Below are 12985 nucleotides of genomic sequence, written 5' to 3' on the forward strand. Positions count from 1 at the left end.
GATCAGGGCGGTCAAGGTCTTGCCCGGAATATTGGGTATCGCCTTTTCGAAGTGCGGCGTGACAACGTCGCCGGGATCATGCGCAGCGGCCGGCAGCGCCGAAGCGATAGCGACAAAGAGTGCACTTGTGACAAATCGGGTGCTCATGCTGATGTTCTCCTTGATGAGATCTGGCAAGAAGCGAGCCCCCAAGGGAGGTTGGCGGTCACTTCTGCTCAGGCGACAACGATGCGGAGCGGGTCGGCAGCGTCCAGAGCTGCTGCGCGATCGGCACTCGGCGGATAGATCCAGGTGGTGTTGATCTTCGTCTTGAGCTTCTTTGCTTCGGCGCCGGTCAGCTTTACCTGACGGTCCCAACCTTCGGTGTAGACAGCACCCCACGGGCCGAGATCGAGACAGGTGACGTACTTTTCCTGGCTGTAGGGAATCGAGGTCACGCCAAGCAGATCGGCAGCAACGTTGTGCCCTGCGGAACGCCCGAGGTTCTGGGCGTGCTGGCAGCTCATCATCGTTCGGTTGCCGATATCGTCCGTTGCCGCACACGCGACGTCGCCGGTCGCAAAGACGTTTGCGTGGCCGATGACCTTCAGGTTCCGATCGACGTGAAGACGACCGAACGAGTCCTTATCCGCGTCGATCTCCTTGGTGATCGGATTGGCGCGGGCGCCTGCCGTCCAGATCACTGTGGCCGCGTCGATGCGCTCGCCGGATGATAGCGTCACACCGTCATGGTCGATGGCGACGATCGGCGCGCGCAAGCGCGTCTCGACGCCGAGCTCCGAAAGCGCCTGCTCGATGATCGGACGCGGGCCGGGTCCGAGGTCCGGTCCGATCGCATTGCCGCGCTCGACGATCACGACACGGAGGTCCGCGCTCTCTCCAAGCGCTGCGCGAAGACGATGCGGCAACTCGGCCGCCGTTTCGATGCCGGTAAAGCCGCCGCCGGCGACGATCACGGTGTTGCGCGCTCGGGTTTCCGGAAAACGACCCAATTTAGAAATGTGTTCCTCCAGCTCCGCGGCATCGGCAAGCTGGTCGACATTGAAGGCATGGGCGAGCCCCGGGATATCCGGTCGAAATAGGACGCTGCCGGTCGCGAGAACGAGCTTGCTGTAGCCGATCGTCGTTTCCCTTCCCTCGTCGTCCGCATAGGTGACGGCGTTGTCCGCTGTCGAGACGGACGTCGCATAACCCTTGATGAAACGCACGCCTGCGTTGGCAAAGATCTCGGACAGGGGCGCCTTCATCTTGGCCGCATGCTTTTCGTAGAGGCGGGGGCGAATGTGGAGTTCGGGCTGCGGTGCAATCACGGCAACCTCGACGGATCCGTCCGCCTTTCCTTGCTGGTCCAGTAGCCGCATGGCGCCGAGTGCCGACCACATTCCGGCAAATCCAGCGCCGATAATCAGGATTCGTTCACGCATTTCTTTTCCTCAGACAAGGCTTCGCCATTGGCTGAACAGGGCCAGCCATCGTGCGATTGCCGTTTCGGTAGAAGTCTCCAAACCGGAGACGGTTTTCGCGATGATCCAATGTCGTCGCTTAACTAGGACTAACCTAGTCGTAGTAAATGAGCAATGTCGAATCCGACCGGTTTCGGAAACGCACTGTCAACGCGGAAAAGACGTCCAAGGACTTGCACAGCCGGGGCTTCGATGTTATCTCCGACTATATTTGTCGGTGTTTTGGTGTTTCCGTGGCCCACATAAGCGCAGGCGTCGAATACGCTCTCCACTGTCTCCTGTTCCTCATCGAGGCGGAGGAGATAGACCAGCCGGCAAGTGCACGCGATCTTGCCGAGCTGCAGAAGATTTCCCCCGAATTCGTTGCGAAGCTTTTCACCAAGCTCCAGAAGGCCGGCATCGTCGTCGCCCGGGAGGGGATTGGCGGCGGTTTCGCGCTTGCCCGCCCCGCCACCGACATCACCGCGCTTGATGTTATCGAGGCCATCGACGGACGGAAGCCACTGTTCGAATGCAAGGAAATCCGTGGACAGTGCGCGTTGTTCGGCGATCGGACGCCTGCCTGGGCACAGGACGGCGTCTGCTCCATTCACGCGGTCATGATCGAGGCCGAAAAACGGGCGAGAGAAGTGATGGCCGGCCATACGCTGGCGAGCATTGCCGGACGCGCAGCGTCGAAGGCGCCCAAGGAGCATGCGGGCAACATAAAGGATTGGCTCGCCGCCAGGACGCCGCAGCGCCGTCGCCGCGGCGCGGCAGCGAAGGCAGGTTGATGCTCGCCGCTGCGTTCGGCCGCGCTCTCAGGGGCCGTGCGCTCGGATTTTGCTGCTTGCGGACAAACACAACATCTAGAGGCGTGTGGCGAAGCGCCGTCGCAATGACGCGGTGGTCGCTTGATGTCGCCTCAGGCTAAGGTGAAGTCGGGCAAGCTAACATGCTTGCCCGACTTCTTTGCGACATCGGCGGCCGGCTAATCAGCGGCGGTCCGCCGTGGCAGCACCCAGTTCCCGCGTGGGAAGTGGCAGGTGTAGCCGTTGGGGTAACGCTCCAGGTAGTCCTGGTGCTCCGGCTCCGCTTGCCAGAAGTCTCCGACCGGTTCGAGTTCAGTCACGACCTTGCCCGGCCACAAGCCCGAAGCGTTGACATCTGCGATTGCGTCCTCGGCAATTCGCTTCTGCTCGTCGTCGACGTAGTAGATTGCCGAGCGATAGGACATGCCGATGTCGTTGCCCTGGCGGTTCTTTGTGGTGGGGTCGTGGATCTGGAAGAATACCTCCAGAATCTGCCTGTAGCTGATCGTCCCCGGATCGAAGGCGATCTCGATGCCCTCGGCGTGGGTTCCGTGGTTACGGTAGGTGGCGTTAGGCACATCGCCTCCGGTGTAGCCCACGCGCGTTGCAATGACCCCGGGGAGCTTGCGGATCAAATCCTGCATCCCCCAGAAGCAGCCACCGGCCAAAACAGCTCTGCCAGCTCTATCGGTCATTCAGATATCCTCCACCTGGTTGATGAACGCGCCGTAACCCTCGATCTCCATTTCCTCGCGGGGAATGAAGCGCAGGGAGGCGGAATTAATGCAATAACGTAGGCCGCCTCGATCCCGCGGACCGTCGGGAAACACATGGCCAAGGTGACTGTCGCCATGCTTCGAGCGAACCTCGGTGCGGATCATGCCATGGGAACGATCATGCAGTTCCTCGACGTTTGCTGGCACGATCGGCTTGGTAAAGCTTGGCCAGCCACAGCCGGAATCGAATTTGTCGGAAGACGCAAAGAGCGGCTCGCCGGAGACGATATCGACATAAATCCCCGGGCGTTTGTTGTCATTGTACTCGCCCGTGAAGGGACGCTCGGTCCCGCTCTGTTGAGTGACGCGAAACTGCTCGGGCGTCAGTTTTCGGATCGCTTCGTCGGATTTTCTGTAGGTCATTTCGTTGTCTCCAATGGGGGCGTGTTGTTTGGAAGCTGCGACTTGACTGGCAGGCGCCACATCCGCGGCGCGCGGCCAGTTACCTCGTCCTGGCCAGGACGCTGGCCGATGCACCTCTTGCGCAATACCTCGTTGCACCGGCCCGCGTCGTGGCTTGGTCACTGGTTGAACTGCCGGCGAGCGATATCGTCGATTTCGAAGCGGTCGATGCCGATGTCGTCGAGTTGGTGATCGCTATATCGCCCAAGTTCCAAAGCGGTCTGGCGGTAGCGCTGGTGAGCGCGGATTCTCGACAAAAGATAGTGCATGATCATGAGACGTTCCTTTGTTCAGCCGGCCACGTCGCCGGAGATGGTGTAGTCCTAGATTGCAGTGGATGAGGCGGACCGTTGGGTCGCACAATTCGTCAATCAGGTCCGTGTCGAACGGAGCGCCGCAAACGAATCGACGGCGATCCAGACGGAGAGGGCGAAGAGCCCGACATCCTTGAGCAGGAACTGCCCGGGAGCGACCGAGATCGCTGGAAAGCCGAGCTCAGGCACAAACACACCGGGCGTCGTCACCATGAAGCTGATGGTCGTGGCGAAAAGCCCGGCCGAAAGCAATCCGCCGACGAGCGAGTAGATCGGCTTTATGACGCGGGCCACGACGAGGGCGGCGATGCTTAACTCGAGGATGCCGAGAAGGTTTGAGAAGCCTTCCACACTGAAGAGCGAATAGGTCCAACTCAGCAAGGGATTGTTGCTGACCAGGCCAACCAGCCCTTCCGCTTCGTAACGGGTAAATTTCATGCCGCCGAACCAGCCGTAAACCACGGCGAGCGAGCCATAAAGGCCAGCCGCAGTGACGGCCTGGCCGTGGCTATCGATCAGGTCGAGCGCGGAGGCGGCGGATCGAACGTGGACACGCGGACGCGCCGCGCTGTGGTGTGCGAGATCACGAGGCATTGTCTTCTCCTGTTGGCGGCGTCGGGCCATTCTCCCGATTGGCCTAATAAACGATACAGATCTGTATCGATGAACGCTTAAATATACCGATCTGTATCGTTTGGCAATCCTTCTTTTGGGAATTTGTTGTCGCGTTACCCGAGAAATAACGCTTAAAGGCCTGGGGGCTGTGTTGGGCGCGGCGCCTGGCGGCCGGCGCGCGTGGCTTGCATTTCTCGAAGAGCGCGATAGAATCATACAAATCTGTTTTGTTTTAAGGAGTGAATATGCGCCGCTCAGAGATCCGCGGACACCTGCTCGATACCGCCCTGCGCCTGTTCAACCTGAACGGTTACCACGCGACCGGCATCGATCTCCTCATCGCCGAGGCTGGGGTGGCCAAGACGACGCTCTATCGGCACTTTGAAACCAAAGAGGATCTTATCCTGGCTGCACTTGAGCGGCGTGATGAAGAGTCCCGCGCTGAAATGCGGATGTTTGTCGAGCAGCGTACGAACGATCCCTATGAGCGTCTTCTCGCGACCTTCGATTTCCTGGAGGCCTCGGTTCGAGACAAGCAGTTCCGCGGCTGCATCTTCATGAGCGCTGCCGGGGAACACAAGGAAGCCGTCGATCCGGTGTTCCGCGCTGCCTCGATGCACAAGCGCCTCGTCCTCGCCTACTTCGAGGAGCTCGCGCATGCGGCCCGCTTCGCGGAACCGAAACGCATCGCCGACACGATCAACCTCTTGCACGAGGGAGCGACCGCCATTGCGCAAATGACGCGAACGGGCGAGCCGGTCCGGCAGAGCAGGCGCATGGCGGCAAGCCTGCTCGCGCAGGAGGTACGCTCTCCTCTGGAACTGTCGGCCAGGAGCGCGCGTGCAGAACTGCAGGCGACGGCTTCAGATGTTGGCGAAGCATAGGATCACAATGTCATAGGCAACGTCGGAAGCGCTTGCGGGGGATACGATGGATCGTCTTGAAGCAATGAAGATGCTGCTGGCAGTCGTCGACGCCGGCAGCATTTCGGCAGGGAGCAGGAAGCTGAACGCTCCTTTGCCCAGCGTCAGTCGCAAGGTTGCCGAACTCGAACGGCACCTGGGTGCGAGCCTTATCGTGCGCACCAGCCGCAATCTACAGCTTACCGATGCCGGCAGGGAATATGTCGAGTCAGCCCGCAAGATCATGGCAGACCTCGAGGAAGCCGAGCGTCGGGCATCGGGCGAGTATCAGACGCCTCGTGGCACCCTGACGATCACCGTGCCGGTCGAGTTCGGTGCCCGCTATGTGATGCCGATCGCGCTCAGCTACATGGAGAAGTATCCGGAGGTGTCGCTCAATCTCCTCTCGCTCGACAGGACGGTGCATCTGGTGGAAGAACAGGTCGACATCGCCATCCGGTTGGGCGACCTCGCCGATAGTTCTCTCTACGCGGTCAAGGCCGGTGAGTTTCGCCTGCTGACTTGCGCGAGCCCCGCATATCTGCAGCGCCGGGGCGTGCCGGAGCATCCGAGCGATCTCGTGGACCATGACGGGATACTCTTCAACAAGCGGACCTTCTTCTGGACCTTCGACGTCGCAGGCCAACAACTCGAGTCAGTCCCTCGCAACCGTCTCGAACTGAACACTGCGGCCAATTGCGTAGCAGCAGCGGTCGGTGGAGCCGGCATCGCCCGTTTGTTCGACTATCAAATCCCGGACGAGTTGGCTTCAGGCGCGCTCGTGTCGGTTTTGGAACCTTTCGACCAAGCGCCCCGACCGATCCATATTGTCTATTCCGGGCAGGGTCAGCTCACGCTGAAGGTACGGTCATTCGTCGACTGGGCGCTGCCCCGCCTTCGCGCTTTCTGCAAACGAGGCGAGGCATCGCAGGCCTAGTTTGCAAATGCAGCCCGAACCTCTTCAACAGTGCGGGCCGGATCCTGCAGATGCGGGAAGTGGCCGATACCTGCCAGAAGGTCGAACTCCGAATTGGTGCGCTCGGCAAACTCCTTGCCCATTTCCGGCTTGATGTAGATATCCCTGTCGCCCCAGATCACTTTCACCGGCGTCCTCAGCTTGGCGAGGTTCGCCTCGAGATAGTCCTCGTCGCGCGTGAAATGGGAATAATAGAAGGCGAAGGCGTCGGCGCTTGTCACACCGTCGCGTGCCCAGGAATCCTTCATGTCCGCTTGTACCTCGAGCGGCAATTCGTACTGGGCATCCGGTGCAAGGCCTCGACGGTGCACGTTTTGCAGGATCTCGTCGCTGGTCTTGTTCATGTAAGCCCGCGTCGGCGTCGCCGTCGGCTCTGCCTTGAGGTTTTGTAGGCTCTCGTACATCCATTGCGGCCTGTTGAACGGGGCGAAGTCGCCGACGATGATCTTCCTTGCCACGGTTGGTTCGTCGAGTGCCAGCAGCAGTGCGGGAAGGCCGCCGATATCCGGGGCGTAGATGACCAAATTCGCTCGGTCGACGCCAGCCTTGTCGATATAGGCCTTGAGAATCTCGGCGTAGTCCCTGGGTGAATAGGAGAACTGTGGCGGTGAGGGGCGCGACGACTGGCCATATCCGGGCCAGTCGAAAGCGTGCACCTCGTATTCTTCGCCCAATGTTCCCGCGATCTCTTTCCAGACGGCCAAAGTTTCCGGGAAGCCGTGCAGGAAGAGAACCGTGCCCTTGCCCTTGGGATCGCTGGGATGGGCAACCATACGCCGCAGCGTGATGGTCTCGTCGATCTTGATGAAGTCGATCTTCGGGCCCGTCACCGAGATGGCGCTGGCGTGTGCCGATGCCGCCGATGCCATTGCCACCGAAGCGGTTGCGATAAAATTCTTGAGCGATGGGATAACCATGTCAGGCGTCCTTCCGGTTAATCTGATCCTGACGAGAAGATCCTATATCCATTTGGTCTCTGGCAGATGGTGTTTCTGAGAGGAACCCTCTTGAAGTCAGCAAATACGCCGCGACGGCATCCTGCCTATTTCAATGCCAAAAGGACTGGCAGCAGACTAGGCACAGCGGCGCTGGCCGCGGCTGTAACCCATCGTACAGCGCCTCGCTATCAGCCGTCCCGATCGAACCATGTATCCGCATGAGAGGATGGCTCTCAATTTCGCTGGGTGCTGGCTGACCGGCCCCGTTCTTAGATTTCCGTTCATTCGCGGATCGTCCGTTTTCGACAGCGATCCCAAACGAACCAGCGAGACGAAGAAATAGCTCGCTTAAATAAAGGAAGATCAGAATGAACGATATGACGTCCTCTTCGCAAAAGGCGGCTCCGGAAAAAGCCCGAGCGCTCCCTGGCCACTCGACCGTCGGCACGAACGATCTCGATACCGCCGCCGCCTACTATGACAAACTCCTCGCCGTCCTTGGCATCGGTCGCGTGCTCGTTCAGCCGGGGCGTGCCGTCTACTACGGGCACCGGGCCCTCGAGTTCGGCGTGCTCAAGCCCTTCAATGGCGAGACGGCCATTGCTGGCAATGGTACGATGATCGCCTTTGAGGCCCGCTCTCGGGCGCAGGTGGATCTCGCTTATGCAACGGCATTGCAAGCGGGCGGTTCGGACGAAGGCGCTCCCGGTCCAAGAGGCCCTGACGGCGGTGACCCTTACTGCGCCTACTTTCGCGATCCTGAAGGAAACAAGTTCCTCATCTACCGCACGGGTCCCGACGAAGCCTGACAATCAGCGTAGCTCGGGACCTCGCTGTAATCGGTGAGGCCCCGGCTTACGCCCAAACCCGTTCGATGACGATTGTAAGTGTTCAAAAGGGATCTCTCAAATGGACTTGGAAAACAAGGCTGGGAAGCGCCAGGTCACGCGGCGCTCGTTTCTGCTTTCAGGCGCTGCGATCGTTGTAACGGCAGCGGTGCTGCCCGTGTCAGGCGCCACTGCCAACACCGCGAAGGCGCCGATCAATAGTGACGATATCCGTCCCTTCAAGGCCGCCGTTCCCGAGACGGACCTCGTGGATTTGAGACGCCGTCTCGCGGCCACGCGCTGGCCGGACAGTGCGACCGTCGAGGATCGTTCCCAGGGTGTCAATCAGCAGATACTTCAGGACCTCGTGGCCTATTGGCAGTCCGCCTATGATTGGCGAAAAGCGGAACGAAAGCTCAATGCGTTTCCTCAATTCCTGACGAACATCGACGGGCTGGATGTTCATTTCATCCACGTGCGCTCGCGCCATGAGAATGCACTTCCGCTGATCATGACCCATGGCTGGCCGGGTTCGGTCTTTGAGCTGCTGGACGTCATCGCCCCGCTGACCGACCCGACCGCTCATGGCGGCAAGGCTGAAGACGCATTCCATCTTGTCATTCCCTCTATCCCCGGCTTCGGATTTTCGCAGAAACCAACCTCGACAGGTTGGGACGCACAGCGGATCGCCATGGTCTGGGACACGCTGATGAAACGGCTCGGCTACAACCGCTATGTCTCGCAAGGCGGCGACTGGGGCGCAATCATCAGCGACGCCCTCGGGCGTCAGGCTCCGGAAGGCCTGCTCGGTATCCACGTCAACCGGATCGAGCGCGGGACGACGTTTCCAGCCGACGCCGCGCAAGCGTTGAAGAACGGAGGGCCGGCTCCCGAAAGCTTGTCAGCGGATGAGAGGCAAATTTTCGACGAGGCTCGTGACTTCCTGAACAACGGCTTTGGCTACGCGTCGATCCTCAGCACGCGTCCAGAGACGGTCGGCTACGGGCTTGCGGATTCTCCGGTGGGCCTGGCGGCCTGGCTCTACGACAAGATCGCGGATTGGGTGTTCACGCGAGGCCATCCGGAACAGGCTTTGAGCCGAGACGGTATTTTGGACAACATCACATTGTACTGGCTGACAAACACCGGTCCGTCGAGCGGGCGCATTTACTGGGAGAACCTCAAGGCCGGAGCGAAGCTCTCCGCGGCCAAAGTGCCTGTCGCCGTAACCGTGTTTCCGGGGGAGGTCTATCGGCCGCCAAGAAAATGGCTGTCAAAAGCCTATCCGAAGCTCGTGTACTATAATCACGCCTCGAAGGGCGGGCACTTTGCTGCCTGGGAGGAGCCGGAACTCTTCGCCGAAGAGGTCAGGGCAGGCTTCAAGGCGATGCGTTTTCGGAACTAAGTTCGTCTCCAAGTATGGCGGACAACGAATTGGCCAGGGATTGGCGGCGGCGACCACCGGTTGGCAATCCTGACGGCGATTGATTGATGCCCGCCTCATTGGTCAAGTTCCGGGATATGCTGGCCATTCGCGGTGAGTATCGCAGGGCACCATTCGTCAAATCGCGATCTCGACAACGCCGCGATCACGAGGGTCGTTTGCGTCGGACCGAAACACGGCGCCTTTGCGTGAACGACCTCCTAAAGCGAGAAGCGCCCTCTTGACCTTCCACCGGACGCTGCTAATTAGAAAGCTGTCCCGCCCTTAAGACATCGGACGCGGGATGAACACTGGTGCCGGGCCCCTCTGGCGAGAGTTTTTACGGCGCTCTCGTGATGTCGGTACCGCCAGCAAATTAGCCGGCGGATTAGCTCCAATGAAAACTGATCTCATGCCTCACGCATGTGCCCCTTCGGCCGTGCGCATTTCCGTTTTGAAACCACATTTCTTCACCGAATCCGGCGTCGTTCGCGCGAAGGAGGCCCGTCGATGACACAGCCTCAATCGCATGCGAGCGCGCTCGGTTATTTCAAATGGGCCTTCATTGTCACGGCGGTGGGCCTTGTGCTCGGCGCCTGGCTTGGTTGGCAGTCGACCGGAACCATCGGCGGTATGGCCTCGGTCTTCTTCATCTGCACCGTGCTTGCGGTGCTCGAAATCTCGCTGTCCTTCGACAACGCGATCGTCAACGCCAACAAACTCAAGGACATGACGCCCGAGTGGCAGCATCGCTTCCTGACCTGGGGCATCATCATTGCCGTCTTCGGCATGCGCATCGTCTTCCCGCTGCTGATCGTCGTCATTGCGGCGAAGATCGGACCGATCGAAGCGATCGTTCTGGCGGCAAGCAAGCCTGAAGAGTACGCGCGCATCATGAACGACGCGCACCTGCCGATCGCAGCCTTCGGAGGCACCTTCCTGATGATGGTGGGCCTGACTTACTTCTTCGATCACGAGAAGGACGTGCACTGGATCAAGTGGGTCGAGAGCAAGATGGCCAGGTTTGCGACCATCAAGGGCATCGAAATCGCCTTCGTTCTCGCCCTTATTCTTGGCTTTTCGACTCTGCTCGAACCGGCAGAGGTCCACACGTTTGTCTATTCGGCGATCTACGGCCTGTTGACGTTCCTCGTGGTTGAGGTGGTCGGCGGTTTGCTCGATGCTTCACAACAAACCATGAGTGCGGCGGCAAAAGGCGGCTTTGGCGCCTTCCTTTACCTCGAAGTCCTCGATGCCAGCTTCTCGTTTGACGGCGTCATCGGCGCCTTCGCCCTGACGCAGAACCTCTTCGTCATTGCGATTGGCCTCGGCATCGGCGCCATGTATGTCCGTTCGATGACGATCATGCTGGTTGAGAAGGGAACGCTCAACGAATACCGCTACCTGGAACACGGTGCGTTTTACGCGATCCTGATCCTTTCGGTCGTCATGTACTTCCAGACGCTCGTCCACATTCCGGAAGTGATCACCGGTCTTGGTGGCGCGGCGCTCATCGGCATCTCGCTCTGGTCTTCGATCCGGTACAACAAGCGCGAACGCGAAATGGAACAGATGGAAACGCGGGATTCGCAGCAACTGCGAGCCTGATAAGATCTTTGGATGTGACAACGAGCCCGGCGGACATGTCCGCCGGGCTTATTTTTTTCGAGACCCTTCGACGGGGTGGAGTGGTTTTGCGTTAAAACGGCTACGTGCGAAGATACATTTTTGTCGTTTTTGAATGAGCGACTCCTGTCGCTCAGCCGAGAGATCGAGCCGTAGATTGTGACCTAACGATTTCACGCCGCGAGCAGGGGAGGGGCGCACAAAGCCCCGACGCATTGGCGGGATGGGTAGGGAAGCGGTCGCGGCAGTATTTGCAGGTCACTTCGTCCGGAACGTGCCCCAGTTGCTTTGCACATATCGCTCGTCGATCTGCGCCGAAGACGCTAGATCCGCTCAAGCTCGGCGGGCGCGCCACCCGCGACGGTCGGCAATCTGCGGTCGCTCGACTATGTGCGCCACTTCCTGGTCATTGAGATGATCCGGGCCGACGCCCTTGGCACTGCCACCCTGATGGGCATCTCATCAGATTGACAAATGTGCTACTGAGTAGCAAGTTTGGCTCAAAGGAGTTACGCCGATGAGTGTGAAATCGTCGATCTCGCTGACTGAGCAGCAGGATTCGTTTGCCCGTTCGCTGGTGGAGAGCGGCCGGTATTCCAGCATGAGTTCGGTTCTTCAACAGGGCCTGGAACTACTTCGCCAAAAGACCGAAACTGAGGCCGTCGAAACGGCAGCGCTTCGCGAATTGGTCCAGCGGCGATTGAACGGACCAATGATTTCTGCGACGGAAATGGAAAGCCGCGTCGCGGCAATGATTGAGCGGAAGCGACGGGTTGTTCGTGTGGGCTCTTGAATATTCTGGGGATGCCGAACGCGATTTCGAGTTGATCTTCGATCATCTGTTCGACGCCTATGTCGAACTCGGGGACGCGCCTGACGAGGCGGTGGAGCGTACCGCTGAACGGATCCGCAAATTGCGTGTCGAAATCGATCGTCTCGTCGATACGCCTTATATCGGGACCCTGCGCCCCGATATTCATCCCGGGATCCTGTTTCTTCGGCGGGACAAGGCAGCTATTTGGTTTCTTCCGGTGGAACATAGCCGCGCAATCGTTGTCGCGGCAATTTTCTACGGCGCGCAGGACCACATCAGAAATATGCTCGCACGTATGCTGGCGGGGTAAGATTCCTACAGCCCCGTGGCCTTCGTCAAATTGACCCTAAATCGGTCGCGTCGGCGCTGGTATCTGCGGTTCATTTCCGCACTCGCATGGCCAAGCTGCTTTTGCACGTGGCGCTCGTCGGCTTCGGCCGAGGAGGCCAAGCCGGCGCGCAGCGGACAGATGTTCAGGAACGGCGCTGGAAACTCGACCTATCTCGTTGGGTCGTCGTGCCGCGCATTGCAAAACCGCGCGCCGCGCCGGATAAACATTCAATGCTGGCCAGTGATTTAAGGAATGTGCTTGAGGAGCTTCACAAGGCTGGTGCCTATCGGGTGCCGGCCGACGAAGTCTATTGGCCACGAGAACTGCATGCGGCGGTCTTTCGCGCCCTCAACATGCAATACATTACCCGAAGAGAAGGAGACGGCGGCCGTGTCGAGTTCTCGCTGACGCAAGCCGGCTACGAGGCGATCGGTGCCGAGGTGCCCTGGTCCTACATCCTGCGCCGGCGACTGCGGGATTTCTTCCTCTTCGGCAAAGGCCGCTAAGAGGCTTCGCCAAAATGCAAAACTGCTTCGCGATCTCGCGAGCGCGGGCTGCTTTATCCAGGCAATGGCAAGGCACCCCTCAAGGCGTAGTCGGCGTCTCCGTGCTGAAGTCCGGAACTGTAATGGCCCCATAAATCCCCGGACATGATCTCCCACTTGTTAAGTGTGAGGAGTAATGTCCCCATTATGAGTAGTCACAACCCGAAGATAGAAGTGCTGTCCGGCCCTGAGCGCCGCCGTCGCTGGTCGACGGCCGAGAAGCTCGCCATCGTTCAGGAGAC

At 59.5% G+C, this 12985-nt stretch carries 15 protein-coding genes and 2 pseudogenes; 9 read left to right on the plus strand and 8 right to left on the minus strand.

Translation table 11 applies throughout. The features are described from left to right. Together ASE60_RS35780 and ASE60_RS19600 are read right to left on the minus strand one after the other, a co-directional pair. Window positions 1-147: pseudogene (locus ASE60_RS35780) on the minus strand (cupin domain-containing protein); the annotation flags it as partial. Window positions 148-215: 68 nt separating this feature from the next. Continuing rightward, on the minus strand, window positions 216-1424 hold the full coding sequence (locus tag ASE60_RS19600) for an NAD(P)/FAD-dependent oxidoreductase (protein ID WP_057252226.1): 1209 nt from the start codon (window positions 1422-1424) through the stop codon (window positions 216-218). A gap of 272 nt (window positions 1425-1696) precedes the next feature. On the opposite strand from ASE60_RS19600, the gene ASE60_RS19605 reads away from it, so the two are divergent. Further along, window positions 1697-2236 carry an Rrf2 family transcriptional regulator gene (locus ASE60_RS19605; protein WP_057252236.1) on the plus strand — a complete coding sequence of 180 codons (540 nt, stop codon included), beginning with the start codon at window positions 1697-1699 and terminating at the stop codon, window positions 2234-2236. 197 nt (window positions 2237-2433) lie between these two features. On the opposite strand, the gene msrA is transcribed toward ASE60_RS19605, so the two are convergent. The 4 genes from msrA to ASE60_RS19620 form a co-directional block, all read right to left on the minus strand. Next, on the minus strand, window positions 2434-2949 hold the full coding sequence (gene msrA, locus ASE60_RS19610; protein ID WP_057252227.1) for a peptide-methionine (S)-S-oxide reductase MsrA: 516 nt from the start codon (window positions 2947-2949) through the stop codon (window positions 2434-2436). After that, complete coding sequence (msrB, locus tag ASE60_RS19615) at window positions 2950-3393, minus strand: peptide-methionine (R)-S-oxide reductase MsrB (protein WP_057252228.1); 444 nt, start codon at window positions 3391-3393, stop codon at window positions 2950-2952. Between the two features lie 158 nt (window positions 3394-3551). Continuing rightward, window positions 3552-3707, minus strand: a complete 156-nt coding sequence (locus tag ASE60_RS33950; RefSeq protein WP_082615942.1) for a DUF1127 domain-containing protein — start codon at window positions 3705-3707, stop codon at window positions 3552-3554. Between the two features lie 96 nt (window positions 3708-3803). Beyond that, window positions 3804-4340: a DUF417 family protein gene (locus ASE60_RS19620; protein ID WP_057252229.1), complete on the minus strand. Its 537-nt coding sequence runs from the start codon at window positions 4338-4340 to the stop codon at window positions 3804-3806. A 266-nt stretch (window positions 4341-4606) separates the two neighbouring features. On the opposite strand from ASE60_RS19620, the gene ASE60_RS19625 reads away from it, so the two are divergent. After that, window positions 4607-5245 carry a TetR/AcrR family transcriptional regulator gene (locus ASE60_RS19625; protein ID WP_082615943.1) on the plus strand — a complete coding sequence of 213 codons (639 nt, stop codon included), beginning with the start codon at window positions 4607-4609 and terminating at the stop codon, window positions 5243-5245. A 46-nt stretch (window positions 5246-5291) separates the two neighbouring features. Beyond that, window positions 5292-6200 carry a LysR substrate-binding domain-containing protein gene (locus ASE60_RS19630; protein WP_057252230.1) on the plus strand — a complete coding sequence of 303 codons (909 nt, stop codon included), beginning with the start codon at window positions 5292-5294 and terminating at the stop codon, window positions 6198-6200. Here the strand turns inward: ASE60_RS19630 and ASE60_RS19635 are convergent. Further along, a complete protein-coding gene (locus ASE60_RS19635; protein WP_156414681.1) occupies window positions 6197-7108 on the minus strand; it encodes an alpha/beta hydrolase in 912 nt (303 codons plus the stop codon). The genes ASE60_RS19630 and ASE60_RS19635 overlap by 4 nt on opposite strands. Window positions 7109-7545: 437 nt before the next feature. Here ASE60_RS19635 and ASE60_RS19640 point away from each other — a divergent pair, with 437 nt between their 5' ends. From ASE60_RS19640 to ASE60_RS19660, 5 genes are all read left to right on the plus strand, one after another. Further along, the gene (locus ASE60_RS19640) at window positions 7546-7986 is read left to right on the plus strand and encodes a VOC family protein (RefSeq protein ID WP_057252232.1); all 441 of its coding nucleotides are present in this window, start codon (window positions 7546-7548) and stop codon (window positions 7984-7986) included. A gap of 100 nt (window positions 7987-8086) precedes the next feature. Beyond that, window positions 8087-9409, plus strand: coding sequence for an epoxide hydrolase family protein (locus ASE60_RS19645; RefSeq protein ID WP_057252233.1), 1323 nt, complete (start codon window positions 8087-8089; stop codon window positions 9407-9409). A 528-nt stretch (window positions 9410-9937) separates the two neighbouring features. Further along, the gene (locus tag ASE60_RS19650; RefSeq protein ID WP_057252237.1) at window positions 9938-11035 is read left to right on the plus strand and encodes a DUF475 domain-containing protein; all 1098 of its coding nucleotides are present in this window, start codon (window positions 9938-9940) and stop codon (window positions 11033-11035) included. 535 nt (window positions 11036-11570) lie between these two features. After that, window positions 11571-11846 carry a type II toxin-antitoxin system ParD family antitoxin gene (locus ASE60_RS19655; RefSeq protein ID WP_057252234.1) on the plus strand — a complete coding sequence of 92 codons (276 nt, stop codon included), beginning with the start codon at window positions 11571-11573 and terminating at the stop codon, window positions 11844-11846. Beyond that, window positions 11827-12177 carry a type II toxin-antitoxin system RelE/ParE family toxin gene (locus ASE60_RS19660; protein ID WP_200964193.1) on the plus strand — a complete coding sequence of 117 codons (351 nt, stop codon included), beginning with the start codon at window positions 11827-11829 and terminating at the stop codon, window positions 12175-12177. Before ASE60_RS19655 ends, ASE60_RS19660 begins: the two co-directional genes overlap by 20 nt. A 5-nt stretch (window positions 12178-12182) precedes the next feature. Here ASE60_RS19660 and ASE60_RS35785 read toward each other — a convergent pair. Beyond that, window positions 12183-12329: pseudogene (locus tag ASE60_RS35785) on the minus strand (integrase); the annotation flags it as partial. Here ASE60_RS35785 and ASE60_RS34715 point away from each other — a divergent pair. Then, window positions 12264-12704: a hypothetical protein gene (locus ASE60_RS34715; RefSeq protein ID WP_057252235.1), complete on the plus strand. Its 441-nt coding sequence runs from the start codon at window positions 12264-12266 to the stop codon at window positions 12702-12704. The pseudogene ASE60_RS35785 and the gene ASE60_RS34715 sit on opposite strands and share 66 nt — an antisense overlap. Window positions 12705-12985 lie beyond the last annotated feature (281 nt).

It is taken from the genome of Ensifer sp. Root278 (assembly GCF_001429285.1).
Classification (GTDB): domain Bacteria; phylum Pseudomonadota; class Alphaproteobacteria; order Rhizobiales; family Rhizobiaceae; genus Ensifer.

What these genes read in the sequence shown, in the direction of transcription:
- ASE60_RS19600 (WP_057252226.1), bottom strand. Translation starts at nt 1,424, where the DNA reads ATGCGTGAACGAATCCTGATTATCGGCGCTGGATTTGCCGGAATGTGG.
- msrA (WP_057252227.1), bottom strand. Translation starts at nt 2,949, where the DNA reads ATGACCGATAGAGCTGGCAGAGCTGTTTTGGCCGGTGGCTGCTTCTGG.
- msrB (WP_057252228.1), bottom strand. Translation starts at nt 3,393, where the DNA reads ATGACCTACAGAAAATCCGACGAAGCGATCCGAAAACTGACGCCCGAG.
- ASE60_RS33950 (WP_082615942.1), bottom strand. Translation starts at nt 3,707, where the DNA reads ATGATCATGCACTATCTTTTGTCGAGAATCCGCGCTCACCAGCGCTAC.
- ASE60_RS19620 (WP_057252229.1), bottom strand. Translation starts at nt 4,340, where the DNA reads ATGCCTCGTGATCTCGCACACCACAGCGCGGCGCGTCCGCGTGTCCAC.
- ASE60_RS19625 (WP_082615943.1), top strand. Translation starts at nt 4,607, where the DNA reads ATGCGCCGCTCAGAGATCCGCGGACACCTGCTCGATACCGCCCTGCGC.
- ASE60_RS19630 (WP_057252230.1), top strand. Translation starts at nt 5,292, where the DNA reads ATGGATCGTCTTGAAGCAATGAAGATGCTGCTGGCAGTCGTCGACGCC.
- ASE60_RS19635 (WP_156414681.1), bottom strand. Translation starts at nt 7,108, where the DNA reads ATGGCATCGGCGGCATCGGCACACGCCAGCGCCATCTCGGTGACGGGC.
- ASE60_RS19640 (WP_057252232.1), top strand. Translation starts at nt 7,546, where the DNA reads ATGAACGATATGACGTCCTCTTCGCAAAAGGCGGCTCCGGAAAAAGCC.
- ASE60_RS19645 (WP_057252233.1), top strand. Translation starts at nt 8,087, where the DNA reads ATGGACTTGGAAAACAAGGCTGGGAAGCGCCAGGTCACGCGGCGCTCG.
- ASE60_RS19650 (WP_057252237.1), top strand. Translation starts at nt 9,938, where the DNA reads ATGACACAGCCTCAATCGCATGCGAGCGCGCTCGGTTATTTCAAATGG.
- ASE60_RS19655 (WP_057252234.1), top strand. Translation starts at nt 11,571, where the DNA reads ATGAGTGTGAAATCGTCGATCTCGCTGACTGAGCAGCAGGATTCGTTT.
- ASE60_RS34715 (WP_057252235.1), top strand. Translation starts at nt 12,264, where the DNA reads ATGGCCAAGCTGCTTTTGCACGTGGCGCTCGTCGGCTTCGGCCGAGGA.